This is a genomic window from Aeromonas sp. EU05-FHT14A05, assembly GCF_058791175.1.
Map to the genome: position 1 here is coordinate 267,289 of NZ_JBYTDH010000001.1, position 15,573 is coordinate 282,861.

The 15,573-nt window shown below is 64.4% G+C and carries 15 protein-coding genes and 1 tRNA gene; 11 read left to right on the forward strand and 5 right to left on the reverse strand.

From position 1 onward, the window contains the following. Positions 1–119 precede the first annotated feature (119 nt). The 3 genes from AC3WR3_RS01210 to AC3WR3_RS01220 form a co-directional block, all read right to left on the reverse strand. The gene (locus AC3WR3_RS01210) at positions 120–590 is read right to left on the reverse strand and encodes a CC0125/CC1285 family lipoprotein (protein ID WP_492290917.1); all 471 of its coding nucleotides are present in this window, start codon (positions 588–590) and stop codon (positions 120–122) included. 133 nt (positions 591–723) lie between these two features. After that, positions 724–800 (reverse strand) — tRNA-Pro (locus tag AC3WR3_RS01215). A 210-nt stretch (positions 801–1,010) separates the two neighbouring features. Next, entirely contained in the window at positions 1,011–2,354 is a 1,344-nt protein-coding gene (locus AC3WR3_RS01220; protein WP_042649277.1) for a dihydroorotase, read from the reverse strand. Between the two features lie 79 nt (positions 2,355–2,433). On the opposite strand from AC3WR3_RS01220, the gene AC3WR3_RS01225 reads away from it, so the two are divergent. Continuing rightward, entirely contained in the window at positions 2,434–3,309 is an 876-nt protein-coding gene (locus AC3WR3_RS01225) for a 6-carboxytetrahydropterin synthase (RefSeq protein WP_492290918.1), read from the forward strand. A 72-nt stretch (positions 3,310–3,381) separates the two neighbouring features. On the opposite strand, the gene AC3WR3_RS01230 is transcribed toward AC3WR3_RS01225, so the two are convergent. Next, complete coding sequence (locus AC3WR3_RS01230) at positions 3,382–5,394, reverse strand: methyl-accepting chemotaxis protein (RefSeq protein ID WP_429107958.1); 2,013 nt, start codon at positions 5,392–5,394, stop codon at positions 3,382–3,384. Between the two features lie 258 nt (positions 5,395–5,652). On the opposite strand from AC3WR3_RS01230, the gene hinT reads away from it, so the two are divergent. From hinT to secF, 9 genes are all read left to right on the forward strand, one after another. Beyond that, positions 5,653–6,003 carry a purine nucleoside phosphoramidase gene (hinT, locus tag AC3WR3_RS01235; protein ID WP_025326574.1) on the forward strand — a complete coding sequence of 117 codons (351 nt, stop codon included), beginning with the start codon at positions 5,653–5,655 and terminating at the stop codon, positions 6,001–6,003. Continuing rightward, entirely contained in the window at positions 6,003–7,436 is a 1,434-nt protein-coding gene (locus AC3WR3_RS01240; protein ID WP_492290919.1) for a COG3014 family protein, read from the forward strand. The genes hinT and AC3WR3_RS01240 overlap by 1 nt, the downstream gene beginning before the upstream one ends. A 68-nt stretch (positions 7,437–7,504) precedes the next feature. Beyond that, complete coding sequence (locus AC3WR3_RS01245) at positions 7,505–7,903, forward strand: YcfL family putative periplasmic lipoprotein (RefSeq protein ID WP_492290920.1); 399 nt, start codon at positions 7,505–7,507, stop codon at positions 7,901–7,903. Beyond that, the gene (gene lpoB / locus AC3WR3_RS01250) at positions 7,903–8,499 is read left to right on the forward strand and encodes a penicillin-binding protein activator LpoB (RefSeq protein ID WP_319912968.1); all 597 of its coding nucleotides are present in this window, start codon (positions 7,903–7,905) and stop codon (positions 8,497–8,499) included. The genes AC3WR3_RS01245 and lpoB overlap by 1 nt, the downstream gene beginning before the upstream one ends. After that, positions 8,489–9,352: a phosphotransferase gene (locus AC3WR3_RS01255; RefSeq protein WP_404838199.1), complete on the forward strand. Its 864-nt coding sequence runs from the start codon at positions 8,489–8,491 to the stop codon at positions 9,350–9,352. Before lpoB ends, AC3WR3_RS01255 begins: the two co-directional genes overlap by 11 nt. Positions 9,353–9,403: 51 nt before the next feature. Next, the gene (locus AC3WR3_RS01260) at positions 9,404–10,264 is read left to right on the forward strand and encodes a DUF6279 family lipoprotein (protein ID WP_139436046.1); all 861 of its coding nucleotides are present in this window, start codon (positions 9,404–9,406) and stop codon (positions 10,262–10,264) included. A gap of 35 nt (positions 10,265–10,299) precedes the next feature. Continuing rightward, positions 10,300–10,797 (forward strand): hypothetical protein, encoded by a 498-nt coding sequence (locus AC3WR3_RS01265; protein WP_202045162.1) that lies wholly within the window; start codon positions 10,300–10,302, stop codon positions 10,795–10,797. A 146-nt stretch (positions 10,798–10,943) separates the two neighbouring features. After that, a complete protein-coding gene (secD, locus tag AC3WR3_RS01270) occupies positions 10,944–12,746 on the forward strand; it encodes a protein translocase subunit SecD (protein WP_492290921.1) in 1,803 nt (600 codons plus the stop codon). A gap of 100 nt (positions 12,747–12,846) precedes the next feature. Then, the gene (gene secF, locus AC3WR3_RS01275; protein ID WP_202045164.1) at positions 12,847–13,761 is read left to right on the forward strand and encodes a protein translocase subunit SecF; all 915 of its coding nucleotides are present in this window, start codon (positions 12,847–12,849) and stop codon (positions 13,759–13,761) included. A 67-nt stretch (positions 13,762–13,828) separates the two neighbouring features. On the opposite strand, the gene AC3WR3_RS01280 is transcribed toward secF, so the two are convergent. After that, positions 13,829–14,431, reverse strand: coding sequence for a DUF924 family protein (locus AC3WR3_RS01280; protein WP_492290922.1), 603 nt, complete (start codon positions 14,429–14,431; stop codon positions 13,829–13,831). Positions 14,432–14,640: 209 nt separating this feature from the next. On the opposite strand from AC3WR3_RS01280, the gene AC3WR3_RS01285 reads away from it, so the two are divergent. Beyond that, positions 14,641–15,555, forward strand: coding sequence for a DUF808 domain-containing protein (locus AC3WR3_RS01285; RefSeq protein ID WP_139436055.1), 915 nt, complete (start codon positions 14,641–14,643; stop codon positions 15,553–15,555). Positions 15,556–15,573 lie beyond the last annotated feature (18 nt).

The window sequence follows — 15,573 nt, forward strand, 5'->3', positions numbered from 1 at the left end:
ATCCTGACAGCCGGTATGCTGGCAGCATGCCTAATCACGAAGGGGAAATCCAGCGACTTATATCAGAACTTTATGTTGCAATTAGTTGTATGTGATGTAGATCTTGTAAATTAATTATATTAATCACTGTTTATTTTCATCTTTGCCAGATAAATAGCTTCCAGGCTCTGGTCGTCCAATGGGGCTCTCCCCAGGGAGAAGATCAGCAGTGCCGAGGTGCGGTGCTCTACCTGCATCTCGTCCATGAAGGTGTCGGGTTCGTACTCATCGAAACCGAACCGGGGACGGGTCGGGGTGACCCTGACCGCATCCCGCGACAGGGTCAGCGACTGCACCTGCACCCAGGCATACCCCTGCGCCAGCGCCATCTCCCCCGCTCGCTTGAGCACGTACTTGCGGGCCGTCTCCCTGTCCACCAGATCGTTGCCCACAAACTCCAGCTGCCAGCGGGTCGCCCCGAGCCGGGTCTGGGAGAAGCCTGTCTGGCCGTTCCAGAAGGACTTCTCGCTGTCATAGGGGGTGGCGCAGCCGCCGAGCAGCAGCGAGCCGCACAGGACGAGGACGAACAAGAGGGGGGAGCTTGGTGACATGGTGCCGGCCCTTGGCAAAGAGGGTGTCACTACAGCACAGCACAGCCCACGAGACAATCGCCGGCCTGGGCGCCGCCGCGGAGAGGCAAAAAGAAAAGGCCTTGTCGTCTGACAAGGCCTTTCTCGGGGAATTTGGTCGGTGTGAGAGGATTCGAACCTCCGACCCTCTACACCCCATGCAGATGCGCTACCTGGCTGCGCTACACACCGACGGAGTCAGCTCGGCTGACGGGGAGGGAGTTTATGGAGATGCCCCGACCCTGTCAACAGGGGAAATCCCGGTTCGAGATCGTTTGCCTGCTTTGCGAGCAACTTCGGATCAAAGTGCGACCAGTGGTGCATTTTGTCGGCACCTCACCTCCGTCTTGCATGAAAAACGGCCGCCCGATGGGCGGCCGTCTGGTATCAGCGATGACGGGATCAGCGGTTGAAGGTCAGTCGCTTGCCCAAGACCTGATCGGTGACCTGACCGTTCTGCCAGGCGATTTGGCCGTTCACCAGGGTCATTTCGATGGTGCTCTGGAAGCGGTAGCCGTTGAAAGGGGACCAGCCGCACAGGTAGAGCAGGTTGCTGTCGTTGACCACATAGGGCTTGCCGAGATCCAGCAGCACCAGATCCGCGAAGTAGCCCTCGCGGATGTAGCCGCGATCCTGCACCTGGAAGCGCTCGGCCACCGCGTGGGAGGTCTTCTTGACGATGGTTTCCAGCGAGAAGACGCCGTTGTGGTAGAGCTCCAGCAGCGCCTGCAGGGAGTGCTGCACCAGGGGCACGCCGGACGGCGCCTTGAAGTAGCTGTTCTGCTTCTCTTCCCAGGTGTGGGGGGCGTGGTCGGTGGCGATGATGTCGAGCACGTCGTTGCGCACCGCATCCAGCAGGGCGTGCTGGTCGGCGGCGCTCTTCACCGCCGGGTTGCACTTGATTTGGCTGCCCAGGGTGTCGTAGTCCGCCTCGTTGAAGAAGAGGTGATGGACGCACACCTCGGCGGTGATGTTCTTGTCCTTGAGATCCTTCAGATCCGGGGTGGCGGTGAAGAGCGACAGCTCCTTGGCCGTGGTCAGGTGCAGCACGTGCAGCTTGGCGCCGTACTGCTTGGCCAGGGAGACCGCCATGCTGGAGGATTTGTAGCAGGCGTCGGCGCTGCGGATGCGGCCGTGCTCGCGCATCGGCACATCTTCGCCCCACTTGGCGCGGGCCTCGTCTTCCAGCACCTTGATGCTGGGGGTGTCCTCGCAGTGGGTGACTATCATCACCGGGCTCTCGCGGAAGATGGCCGCCAGTGTCTCCTGGTTGTCCACCAGCATGTTGCCGGTGGAGGCCCCCATGAAGATCTTGATGCCGCAGGACTGCTTGGGATCGAGCTTCTTGATCTCTTCCAGGTTGTCGTTGGTGGCACCCAGGTAGAAGCTGTAGTTGGCGGCGGCGGAGTTGGCGGCTATCTGGTATTTGGCTTCGAGGGCGTCGATGGTGGTGGTCTGGGGATTGACGTTGGGCATTTCCATGAAACTGGTGGTGCCACCGGCGACGGCGGCCCGGGATTCACTGGCGATGGTCCCCTTGTGGGTCAGGCCAGGCTCCCGGAAATGGACCTGATCATCGATCATCCCGGGGATGAGGTGACGGCCTGCGGCATCGATCACCACGGCATCGGGGGCACTGATGTCCGGGGCGATGCGGGCGATCCGCTCACCCTCGATCAAGACGTCGGAAGCATAGATGCGGCCTTCGTTGACCAGGGTGGCATTCTTGATAAGCAATTTGTTCATGGGGGGTTCCAGTTCCTTTGCCGATAATCCGGGGTCATAATATCGCAAACTGCACTTTCTCTGTAGCAAGGCCTGAGTAATGAAGTTATTTGTTAGAGATTTGACTGTGATCGATTCCAGCTATCTGTGCGAGCGTCGCGGCATGGTAGGGGAGAGCTGGCTGGTAGACATCGAGATGAGCGGCGAGCTCAACGAGATGAGCATGCTGCTGGATTTTGGGCGGGTGAAGAAGCTCGTCAAGTCGATCATCGATGAAGAGGTGGATCACAAGCTGCTGGTGCCGACCGAGAGCCCCCTGGTCCATGTCCACGCTCTGGATGGCGACGAGTGCACGGTGGATCTGCTGCGCCCGGGGCGCTCCATCCACCTGCGCTGCCCGGCCCAGGGCTTTGCCTTCATACCCGCGCCCCAGGTGGACAAGGAGTCGGTGACCCTCTATCTGCTGGCGGTGCTGGCCAAGCGCCTGCCCGGCAACATCAAGGATCTCTCCCTGACCCTGCGCCAGGAGAAGATAGAGGGCGCCTTCTACCACTACAGCCACGGCCTGAAGAAGCACGACGGCAACTGCCAGCGGATCGCCCACGGCCATCGCTCTCCGGTCGAGATCGAGGTGGACGGGGCGCGCGACGAGGAGCTGGAGCTGAACTGGGCCGAGCGCTGGGCCGACATCTACCTCGGCACCCAGGAGGACAAGGTGGCCCTCTCCGAGCTGGACTTGAGCGAGCTGGCCAAGGCCCACCTGGGGGAACACCACCTGGGCTTCAAGTACGTGGCGCCGCAAGGGCTGTTCCAGCTCGCCATGCCGGCCGCCGAGGTGGAGATGATAGACACGGACACCACCATAGAGCTGCTGGCCCACTATATCGCCCGCGAAGTGAAGAAGCTGGTGGGGGAGAAGTTCGTCAAGATTGTCGCCTATGAAGGGGTCGGCAAGGGCGCCATCGCCTACGCCTGATCTCCCTGCAAGCCGCCATAAAAACGAGGCCCCGCATCTGCGGGGCCTCGTCGTTTCACATGGCTCGGGGTGTCAGGCGCTGAGCCGGAAGCGCTGCACCAGCCCCTCCTGCTGCTCGGCCAGGGAGTCGAGCTGCTGGCTGGTCTCGGCGACCCGCTCTATGCCCTGATAGTTGAGATCCGAGATGTCCGAGATGCGGTTGAGGTTGGTGGCGATGTCGGCGCTGGTGGCCTGCTGCTGCTCGGCGGCGGAGGCTATCTGGCTCGACATGTCGCTGATGAGCACGACGATGCCCTGCACCTCCTCCATGGCGTTGTTGGCCTGGGAGCTCTGATCCACGCAGCTGTCCATCTCGCGGGAGCACTCCTGCATCACGTTGACCGCCCGGGCGACCCCCTGCTGCAGGTTCTCTATCATGGTCTGGATCTCGCTGGTGGACTGGGCGGTGCGACCGGCCAGGTTGCGCACCTCGTCCGCCACCACCGCAAAGCCGCGGCCCTGCTCGCCGGCCCGGGCCGCCTCGATGGCGGCGTTCAGCGCCAGCAGGTTGGTCTGCTCGGCGATGCCGCGGATGACGTCGAGGATGTTGCCAATCTGGCCGCTCATGGCGCTCACGTCGCCAATCACCTTGCCGGTCTGCTGCAGCTTGCCCGCCAGCTGGTGGGTGGTGGTGATGTTGCCAGCCATCACCTTGCGCCCCATCTCGGAGGCCTTCTCCACGTCCTGCACCCGCTCCAGGGTCTGGTTGGCGGCCTGGGCCACCTCCCGCACCGAGGCCTCCATCTGGGTCATGGCGGCGGCGACCGAGGCGGTCTCCTGACGCTGTTTCTCCAGATCCGCCCGCACCGATTCGGTGGTGTGGCGGTTGTCGTGGGCGGCGCTGTTGAGCTGGGTCGAAGCCTGGGAGAGCTGCCTGAGCACGTCTCCCATCTGCTGGATCAGCAGGTTGATCTGGCTGGCGAGCTGGCCGAACTCGTTCTGGCTCTTGAAGCCGACCCGCTGGGTCATGTCACCCTGGGTCACCTCGGTCAGTACCCGCAGCAGCTCTTTCAGGGGGCGGCGGATGGCCTTGCCGAGGGTGAAGGCCACCAGGATGGCGACGAAGATGGCGATGACTATGCTGATCCCCTGGGTCAGGGTGCTCTGGGTCTGCACCCGATCGGAGGCCCTGATGCTGGCGTTCATCAGCTGCTGGCTCTGGGCGGTGATCCCCTCCAGCTTGTTCTGGATGCTGACGATGAGCTGGCTCGCCTGCTTGCTCTGCTCGCGCATGCTCTGCTGCTGCTTCATCAGCGCCAGGTACTGGGCGAGCACCCCCTCATTGGCGGTGGTGTCGCGCACGAAGCCATGGACGTAGTGGCCCATGTTGTTGTCGAACTCCTTGAGCTCCCCCTGGAGATCCTTGATGGTGCTGTTGAAGCCCTCGATCTGCATCTTGTTGCGCTTGAGCGCCGCTTCGATGGGGGCGGGGATGCTCTGGTTGAGGGCATCCATGGTGGAGAGCTCGATGGCGGAGAGCTTGGTGGTCAGGGTCTCGGAGAGCATCTTGATGAAGCTGTCGTCGACGGTGACCATCATGTCGCCGAGGTTCTTCTTGAACTGGGGCAGGCTGACCTGGAACTGGCCCTTGGCCTGGTTGACCTTGTGCAGCCGGGTGAGCAGGGCCTCGTGCTCGGTGGGCAGGGTCTGGGTCAGCTGCAGGTAGTCAGCCACCAGCTTGTCGAGGGCTGTCATCTCCCCCTGCAATTCGGGGTGCGCCGCCACCTGTTGCCTGAGGGTCGTCAGCATCTTGTCGACCTGGCCCTTGGCCTGCTGCAGCTCGGCCACTTCCGCCGGCAGTTGCTTGGGATCCTGCTCGGTCAGCACGTCGGTGAGCCACTTGTTGGCGCTGAGCAGGCTGATCTGGGTCTGGCTGCTGGCGATCACCAGCGGCATGGACTCTTGTGTTACCTGGTCCAGGGCATCGCTGAGTTCGCTCTGGCCGCGAAAGGTCAGTACCGCGCTGGCGACCATGACGGCGACCAGGATGGCAAAGCCCAGATAGACTCTCTGTAAGATCGAGAGGTCTGACATTGTTTGTTTCATTATTGTCCCGCTGTCTATGCAAAAGTCCCTTGCCTGAGTACCCCGTCCCTTTGGTACCCTGCATGCCCTCACGGGGAATGCCGCTGGGGTACTCGGGACGTCATCCTCACTATCGGTATTCTTCACAATAACTGAAGTGATTGGGACAACGGCTGTGTCAAATGTCGGCTTGTGTCACACTTGGCGGGCTGTGGCGACATTTTTGGGAGTCGCTTGAGTTTTGCATTGAATTTTCTTTTTCATATAAAGGAGTTACCCATGGCGCAAGAAACCATTTTCAGCAAAATCATCCGCAAGGAGATCCCCGCCGACATCCTTTATCAAGACGATCTGGTGACCGCGTTCCGGGACATCCAACCCAAGGCCAAGACCCACATTCTGATCGTGCCCAATGTGCTGATCCCCACCGTCAACGACGTGGAAGCGGATCACGAGCTGGCGCTCGGCCGCATGTTCACCGTGGCCCGCAAGCTGGCGGCGGATGCCGGGATCGCCGAGGACGGCTATCGCCTCATCATGAACTGCAACCGCCACGGCGGGCAGGAGGTCTACCACATCCACCTGCACCTGGTGGGTGGCCAGCCGCTGGGACCCCTGCTCAGCCTGTGATGCGTCCCGCCTCATTGACCGGCCTGCTGTTGGCCGGTCTGCTGCTGGGCGGCTGCGCCTCCCGCTGGCAAGATCTCTTCGTCTCCTATTCCGATCAGATGGTGCCCCTGCGCAACCAGCTGCTGCTGGGTCATGCCGACGAGGCCCTGCCGAAGGTGCGGGAATCGACCCCGGGGGACGACACCTATGTGCTGGATCAGCTGGAGAGAGGGCGCATCGCCTGGCTGGCGGGTCAGGACGGGGTCAGCAAGCAGGGCTTTGCCGCCGCCGACAGCCGGCTCGCCTGGGAAGACAATCAGGCCCAGTACCGGCTGAGTCAGGGGCTGGCCCAGGCGGGCAGCCTGCTCACCAACGATCAGACCATGGCCTACCGGGCGCCGGACTACGAGCGCACCATGCTGCACCACTATCTGGCGCTGAACTACCTGCAACGGGGGGATGCCGAGGGGGCCCTGGTGGAGGTGCGCCGCGCCAACCAGGTACAGGAGCGGGCGCTCAAGGCGCGGGCCGACGAGGTGCGCAAGGCCAAGGAAGAGAGCGAAGAGGCCGAGGCTGATACCGCAGCAGAAGGGGAGATGCGCCAGCTGATGTCGCGCGGGGCGCCCGAGCTCGATCGCCTGATAGGTCAGGTGAAAAACGGTTTCCAGAACGCCTACACCTTCTATTTCTCCGGCGTGCTCTACGAGGCGGCCGGGGAGCTCAACGACGCCTGGGTGGACTATCAGCGCGGCTACCAGATAGCGCCGGACAACCAGAGCCTGCAGGATGCCTTGCTGCGCCTGGCCCGGCTTCGCGGCTCCGTGGACGAGCTCAAGGAGACAGAGAAAAGGGTGGGCCGCAAGGCGCCGCCGCTGGCCAGGGATCAGGGCCAGCTGGTGGTGCTGTTTGAAGATGGCCTGATCCCGGCGCGGCGGGAGATCTTCCTGCCCCTGCCGATTTCCACCTCCAGCGGCGATTTTCGTACCTTCACCGTGGCGGTACCCTATTACGACAACAGGGCCAGCGACACCGGCCCGCTGACGGTGTCGGTGGGTAAGCGAGTCGAACAGACCAGCGAGCTGGTCAGACTGGAGGCGCTGGCGGCCAAGGATCTGCAGGAGCGGCTGCCCGGCATGCTGACCCGTCAGGCGCTGCGGCTGGTGGCCAAGGAGCAGCTCAGACGCTCCGCCGCCAAGGAGGGGGGGGATGTGGGCAACATACTGGTGGGGATCTTCAACACCCTCTCGGAGCGGGCCGATACCCGCAGCTGGCTGACCCTGCCCGCCGAGGCATCGAGCTGGCAGGGAATGGTCCCGGCCGGGGAGGTGCAACTCCGGCTGGGGGCGGGCAGCGCCATGCGCACCCTGCCCCTCACAGTGCACGCCGGCCGCACCACGCTCGTCTGGGTGCAGCGTCTCGGCGCCGGATTGAGCACCCGGGTGATGCCCCTCTAAGGGGAACCGGATATGGCAACACAGATGAATGACCGGTCAGGCCCCTGGCCGCCGGCAAGGAGAGCAAGATGAAAGCACATGGCTTGGCCCTCGGGCTGGTACTGCTGCTGGCGGGCTGCGCCACCAACACCTCTGGGGTGGCGCTCTATGGCGCGCCCGGGGCGGCGGCGGTGGCCGAGCAGCATCAGAACGTCAATGTCACCCTGACCGAGCTCAGCCGCCGTCAGCAAAACGGCCTGCTGCAGGTCAACGTGGCCGCCACCAGCACCCAGCGCGGCGACAACAAGCTGCAATACCTGTTCTATTGGTATGATGACGCCGGGCAGGAGGTGGCCAGCGATGGCCGCGGCTGGACCCCCATCAAGCTGCATGGCTACCAGACCCGCACCCTGTCCGCCCTGGCGCCGAGCCCGGCCGCCCGGGGCTACCGGATTTACGTACGCGAAGTGATTGAGGAATCGAACTGATGAGAATGAACCATGCCCTGCTGATCCTGACTTCTGCCCTGCTGCTGGGGGGCTGCTCCAGCACCACAGTCAGCTATGGCGACGCGACCGAGACAGAGACGGTGACAGTGGATTACGGCTCCTCCGACTTGCAGGCCATCGCCGACAAGATGGCGGACTCCATGCTGGCCTCGCCGGTCACGGGCGAGATCACCGCAGGGGGCCGTCCCGTGATGTTCATGGACTCCATCCGCAACAAGACCTCGGAGCACATCGACACCGAGGCCATCACAGACACCATCCGCACCAAGCTGCTGCGCGCCGGCAAGTTCCGCTTCGTGGACATGAGCAAGGTGAGCGCGGTCAAGCAGCAGCTCGAGTACCAGCAGAGCAGCGGCATGGTGGATCCCGCCTCCATGGTGCGCCTTGGCAAGCAGACCGGCGCCCGCTATATGGTCTATGGCAACCTGGCCAGCATCGTCAAGGACAACGGCAAGGTGAAGGACGTCTACTACCAGATGACCATGAACCTGATGGATCTGGAGAATGGCGAGCTGCTGTGGGCCGATCAGAAAGAGATCCGCAAGCAGGCGAAGACCTCCACCTTTGGCTGGTGAGGCGACCCGGCAGCAGGGGGATCTGGCGGAGCTGAGCCTGCTGGCCAGCCTGCCGGCCCCCTGGAACCAGGGGCGCCTTGAGCCACTGGCGAGCGGCCTGACCAACGGCAACTACCGGCTGCACCTCCCCTCGGGGCAGAGCGGCTTCCTGCGGCGCGGCCACCCGGATCCGGTCCGGCTCGGCATCGACAGGGCCACCGAGTGGCAGCTCTATCAGGGGGCCGTGGGGCAGGGGCTGGCCTTGCCCTGTCATCACGGCGATCCCGCCACCGGCCTGATGCTGCTGGCGTGGTGCGACGAGCCGAACTGGGCCGAGCAGGCGCCGCCCCTCGCCGAGCAACCGCCCTTGATGGCGGAGGTGCTGGCGCGGCTGCATCGCCTGCCGCTGCCCCGGGTGGTGATGGCGGTGCGGGCCCACAGCGCCGGCTATCGCGGCCGCCTGGCCCGGATCCCGGACTGGCTGCCGGCGCTGGAGCGGGCCCTGCTCGCGAGCCGGGAGCCGGACGACTGCTGGCTCCCTTGCCATCACGATCTCAATCCGGCTAACTTGTTGGGCCACAGACCCTGGGTCATCGACTGGGAGTACGGCGCCGCCGGCCATCCCGGCTTCGAGCTGGCCAGCATACAGCGCACCCATGGCTGGAGCGAAGAGCTGCGGTGCCAGTTGGAGAGCTGCTATCTTGAAGGCAGGGGAGGCGCTCATAAGCTGCTCAATGGCAAGGGATTCCAGGCCGATGCCTTCCTGCCCTGGGTCGATTACATCGGCCTGTTGTGGGCGCTGCTGATGGCGGAGCAGCAACCCGGGCCCGACTATCAGGCCCTCATCGACACCAACCGCCAGCGCCTGGAGTGAGTCCGGGCAAGGGCCAGCGCGACGCTTATTTTCTACGACTTGGAGGCATGCATGGTGACCAGATTCTCATGGCGTCAACCCCGCAGCTGGAGCCTGCTGCTGCTCTGCCTGCTGCTGACCGGCTGCGCGACCCGGGTGATCTACTACTGGCTCGACTCGGCCATCGTCTGGCAACTGGACGACTACTTCTCCCTGGACCGCAGCCAGAAGACCCTGCTGGACAGGGAGGTGAAGGGGCTCATGGCCTGGCATCGCCAGCACGAGCTGCCCATCTATGCCCGGGATCTCGATGCCCTGGCGAGGGCGGTGGCCAGCCCCATGACCCCGGCCCAGGTCACCCTGCACCTGGATCGCACCCAGGCCAGCCTGACCCGCACCCTGGAGAACGCCATTCCCCGCACCGTGCGCCTCGCCAGCACCCTGACCGATGCCCAGGTGGCGCGCTTCATGACCGACCGGGTGAAGCGCCAGCAGGAGCGCAAGCATGATTTCGCCACCGAACCCAAGGCGCAGATGCTCAAGGAGTTTCGGGAGAAGATGAACGAGCGGCTGGTGTTCTGGATTGGCAAGGTGAAGCCGGCCCAGGAGCCGCTCATCGCCCAGTGGGCCGAGTGGCAATACGAGATGATGCCCCCCTGGCTGGAGTTCCAGGAGGCCTGGACCAAGGAGCTGGAGCGGCTGATGAAGCAGCGCCAGAGCCCGGACTTCGGCAGGGAGCTGACCCGCCTGCTGCAACAGGGGGACGGCCTGATGGATGGCCGCTTCACCGGTTACACCGACCAGTCACGGCAGCGCACCATACAGTGGCTCAGCGCCCTCAGCCAGTCGATGGATCTCTCCCAGCGCGCCCACCTCTATACCCTGCTCAAGGACTATGCCGAGGACTTCGAGGCCATGACCCGCAGCCGCTGATTGACAGGACCCGCCCTTGTCCTTGTGGGGGGGCTATGGTAGTTTGCCCTTTCTATTATTCGGGAATTAACTTTTTGAGTCTGCTGGACAAAGTGAAACTGGCGGCGATGACCCTGCTCATCGCGCTCACTCTGCTGCTCTCTACCGTTTCGGTGGAGGGGCTCAAGGTTCCCGCTTCCCAGCACGCCGCCCAGCTGATGGGGGAGGCCGCGGACTCCGCCGACGGCGCCCGGATCCAGCACGGCGCCAGCGACAGCGACGACGGTGTCGTCAAGTTTATCGGCTCCCACCAGAGTCACCTGCTGCGCCTCGAGCACTCCCTGAGCCGGGATCATCAGCCCGGCAGCGTGGTCTACGAGCTGGTCATGAGCTGGGCCCAGCAGGCCATACTGTTGCTGCTGTGCGGCCTGCTGCTCTACGCCGCCCTCTTCTACCCGAGGACGAGCTTTCGCGATCACTTCGCCAGCATCCACCGGCGCCGCCTGCAGCGCCGGCACCTGCAATACCGCTTCTCCCAGAGCTTCCTCGCCTGACCCCGATGGGGTCAGTCTGCCTGCTGTTGCCTCATCTCCTCTCTGTTGCTGTTCACTTTTAGTGAACGGCTAGGCTGTCTTGTTTCATTTTTTTGCACGGTGCGACCCGGTGTCGCCCTTGCCATCGCCTGACAGAGGCCGATTTCATGAGAAAAAAGAGTCATACCATATTGAACCGCATGAGCCTGTGGCAGTACGCCCTGCTGCTGCTGATGCTGCTCACCTTCACCTTCTACTCCCTGCCCACCTTCTTCGGTGAGCAACCCTCCCTGGGCCTCCATGGCCAGAGCCACCTGAGCGGGGCGCAGCAGCGCCTGCTGCAGGAGCACCAGATAGCGCCCCAGCTGCAGATCGAGCAGAAGGAGCGGGTAGAGCTGGTGTTCGCTACCCAGGCCGAGCAGCAGCGGGCCAAGCAGTTGCTGGAGCAGCAGGGGGTGGACAGCGCCGCCCTCACCCTGGAGTTTCACTCCAATGCCCCGACCTGGATAAGCCGGCTCGGCGCCGATCCCATCAAGCTCGGGCTGGACTTGCGCGGCGGCTCCCAGCTGCTGATCGGGGTCGACGTGGACTTTGTCATCGACAACCAGACCAAGAACCTGGTGGATACCCTGCGCACCCGCTTCCGCGAGGCCAACCTGCGCGGCGCCAGCGTGATGCGCACCGCCCAGGGGGCCCTGGCCGTCACCCTGCCGGACGTCGACGGGCAGGAGGGCTGGCTCAATATCATCAAGGAGAGCGCCGGCACCCGTCAGGATCAGTGGAAGCTCTCCCGCTCCGGCAATGAGCTCAAGCTGGTGCTGAGCGACGCAGAGCGCACCCTGCTGGTGAACAACGCCGTGACCCAGAACCTGTCGATCCTCAAGAAGCGGATCAACGAGCTCGGCATCGTCGAGGCCTCGGTCCAGCGTCAGGGTCAGGACGGCATCCGCATCGAGCTGCCCGGGGTGCACAACCCCAAGCAGGCGAAAGAGGTGATAGGCGCCACCGCATCCCTGGCCTTCTACGAAGCCAAGGCCGACAGCCGCTTCTTCATGGCGGATCGCAGCGGCCAGGCGGTCGGTCTGGCCCGCAAGCCGGTGCTGAGCGGCGAGCACATCGTCGATGCCCGCGCCAACATGGGGGAGATGGGTCAGCCCCAGGTCAACATAGTGCTCGACACCCTGGGTGGCAGCAAGATGAACCAGTTCAGCCGCCAGCACGTGGGCAAGCCCATGGCCACCGTCTTCACCGAGTACAAGACCAACGCCGAGGGCAAGCTTCGGGCCCGAAGCGAGGTGATCAACGTCGCCACCATCCAGACCGCCCTTGGCAACCAGTTCCGCATCACCGGGATTGGCAGCCTGCCGGAGGCCCAGGAGCTGGCCATGCTGCTGCGGGCCGGCGCCCTCACCGCGCCGCTCAAGATCCTGGAGGAGCGCAGCATAGGCCCGACCCTGGGCTTGCAGAACATAGAGGCGGGCTTCACCGCCCTGGCGTTCGGCATGGCGGGCATGATGCTGTTCATGATGGCCTGGTATCGCAAGTTCGGCTGGGTCGCCATCACGGCGCTCATCGGCAACCTGCTGATGCAGGTGGGGATGCTGGCGGTGCTGCCGGGGGCCGTGCTGACCCTGCCCGGGATCGCCGGCCTGGTGCTGACAGTGGGCATGGCGGTGGATACCCATGTGCTGATTTTTGAGCGGATCAAGGACAGGCTGCGGGAGGGGGGCTCCTTGGCCAACGCCATCGACTTTGGCTATCGCTCGGCGTTTCGCACCATCTTCGATGCCAACATCACCACCCTCATCTGCGCCGTGGTGCTCTACGCCATCGGCTCCGGGCCGCTGCAGGGCTTCTCCATCACCCTGATCCTGGGGCTCATCTCCAGCATGGTGACCGGCATCTGGGGCACCCGCGCCATCATCAACCCCCTGTGGGGCAACAGCCGCGCCAAGCTGCTGAGGGTATGACCATGACTGACCACCTGTGTCATGACACCGCGCGTTCGAGCCTGCTCCGCGCCACTCGCTTCCTTGCGGGAAGCCAGCACCAACTGTCGAGGGAAGAAGAATGCTGAGAATGATCATTGCCATGGGCCTGACCCGCTGGCGTTACATCGGGATGTGGGCCTCGGTGCTGCTGACGGTGGCGAGCATCGCCGTGCTCGCCATCAACGGGCTCTCCCTCGGGCTCGACTTCACCGGCGGCATACTGCTGGAGTTTCGCATCCAGACCCTGAAGGAGGCCCACGAGCTCAACGCCCTGCTGAGCGCCCCCCTGGCGGGGGCGGTGGAGCTGCACGGCGCCGGCGTGCCCGGCGAGTGGCTCATCAAGCTGCCTCCCCACGAGTTGCCCTGGGCGGCGGAGGATCTCGCGACCATGCTGGGGCAGCAACTCGCCCTGCCGGTGGAGCTGCTGCGCACCACCATAGTGGGCCCCCAGGTGGGCGCCGAGCTGTTCCAGCAGGGGATGCTGGCGGTGCTGGTGGCGTCGCTGGCCATCTCCGCCTACCTGGCGGTGCGCTTCGAGTGGCGCCAGGCCATCGGCATCCTGGTCTCTGTGCTGCACGACGGTCTGGTAGCCCTGGGGCTGCTGGCGCTGTTCAACATCGAGTTCGACCTCAACGTCATCGCCGGTCTGATGGCGGTGATCGGCTACTCCCTCAACGACAGCATCGTCATCTCGGACCGGTTGCGTGACCTGCTCGGCTCGCGCACCCAGATGGGGATCCACGACTGCTCCGATGTGGCCATCAAGGCTACCTTCAGCCGCACCATGATCACCTCGGGCACCACATTGTTCACCGTGGGGGCCCTGCTGCTGTTCGGTGGCGACGCCCTGTTCGGCTTCTCCTTCACCCTGTTCGCCGGCATCCTGGTGGGCACCATCTCCTCCATCACGGTCGCCTCGACCGTGCAGGAGCTGCTGGGACTCTCCCCCCAGGCCTACCAGAAGAAAGAGGAGGCGCTGGCGGAGGCGGCATGACCCCGCCACCCTGCATGCAAAACGGGCCCGAGGGCCCGTTTTTTTTATGCGCGTTTGGCGAAGCGGCTCAGAAGCCGGAGCCCGGTTGGCGCAAGAACTCGGCCTCCTTCGGGGTGCTGGTGCGCCCCAGAATGGCGTTGCGGTGGGGGAAGCGGCCAAAGCGCTGAACGATCACCTGATGGCGGCGGGCGAAGTCGGCGAATCCCTCGAAGGTCTCGCGCGCCTGGCCGTCCCCCTGCTCGGCCGCCAGCGCCTCGAACAGGGCCACGCTTCTGGCCTGCTGCTCCCGGGACTCCGCATGCTCCAGCGGCAGGTAGAAGAAGACCCGCGCCAGCGGGGAGAGGGCCTTGTCCGCGCCAAGGGAGAGGCCCCTGAGGCAGAGATCCCGGGCCTTGGCATCCTGGGCAAAGGCCGCGGGCGTGCCACGATGAAGGTTGCGCGGCAGCTGGTCCAGCAGCAGGATCAGCGCCAGCCTGCCCACCGGCACCTCGGCCCAGTGGGCGAGCTCCCCCTCGGCGGCGGCCTGTGCCAGCTCGCCAAAGCGGTGTGCCAGCAGCGCGTCCGTCTCGCTGCTCTTGCCCCACCAGAGGGGGGCTTGCCGGGCGGCGCGGGGAGCGTCGCCTGAGTCGTCGCCAAACCAGAAATCGAGCAGGGGTTGCCAGGGTTGCATGGGTACTCCTTGGGCCTGGGGCCTTCAGGTGAAACAAGGCCGGTTGACCCTGTCATGGGGGGCTGCCGAAAGGGCGGCTTCTCGCTACACTGTGCCATCTTTTGCCTGAAATGCGGAACCCCAGATGAGCAAGGTCGTCGCCAGACCACCTGGGAAGAACGCCGTGCTGCCTGGGGAGATGTTTCCCACTGATATAAGGAATACCTGATATGGCCGGAACCAGTCTGTTGGCCCTGCTCGACGATATTGCCAGCGTGCTCGATGACGTGGCCCTGATGACCAAGATGGCGGCCAAGAAGACCGCCGGTGTGCTGGGGGACGATCTTGCTCTCAATGCGGAGCAGGTCTCCGGGGTGCGGGCCGAGCGGGAGCTGCCCGTGGTGTGGAAGGTGGCCAAGGGCTCGTTTCGCAACAAGCTGATCCTGGTGCCCGCCGCCATCGCCATCAGCGCCCTGATCCCTTGGCTCATCACCCCCTTGCTGATGCTGGGGGGCGCCTACCTCTGCTTCGAGGGGGCCGAGAAGCTGGCCCACAAGTTCCTGCCCCACGACAGCGGCGAGACGGCCTCGTCGGCGCAGGCGATCCCGGACGATCTGGAGGCCTTCGAGCAGCAGAAGATAAAGGGGGCCATTCGCACCGACTTCATCCTCTCCGCCGAGATCATCGTCATCGCCCTCGGCACAGTGCAGGGCTCGAGCCTGGGCCTGCAGATTGCCGTGGTGGCGGGCATAGCCCTGCTGATGACGGTGGGGGTCTACGGCCTGGTGGGGCTCATCGTCAAGCTCGACGACATCGGTCTGCACCTGCTGCAAAAACCGGATGCCGGCGCCCTGCGCCGGGCAGTGGGGCGGGGGCTGCTGGTAACGGCGCCCCGGCTGATGCACCTGCTGGCCCTGGTCGGCACCATCGCCATGTTCATGGTGGGGGGCGGCATTCTGGTCCACGGCTGGCCCTTTGCCCATCACCTCATCGAGGGGGTGGCCGCCAGCCTGGCCCCCCTGACCGGGGGCGCCGTGCTGGCCGCGGTGACGCCGACCCTGCTGAGCGCCCTGGTGGGGGTGGTGGCCGGCCTGCTGCTGGTGCTGGCCATGACCCTGGTGGGCAAGCTGACTCCCGCGAAATAACAGCGGCGGTCGCTCAGG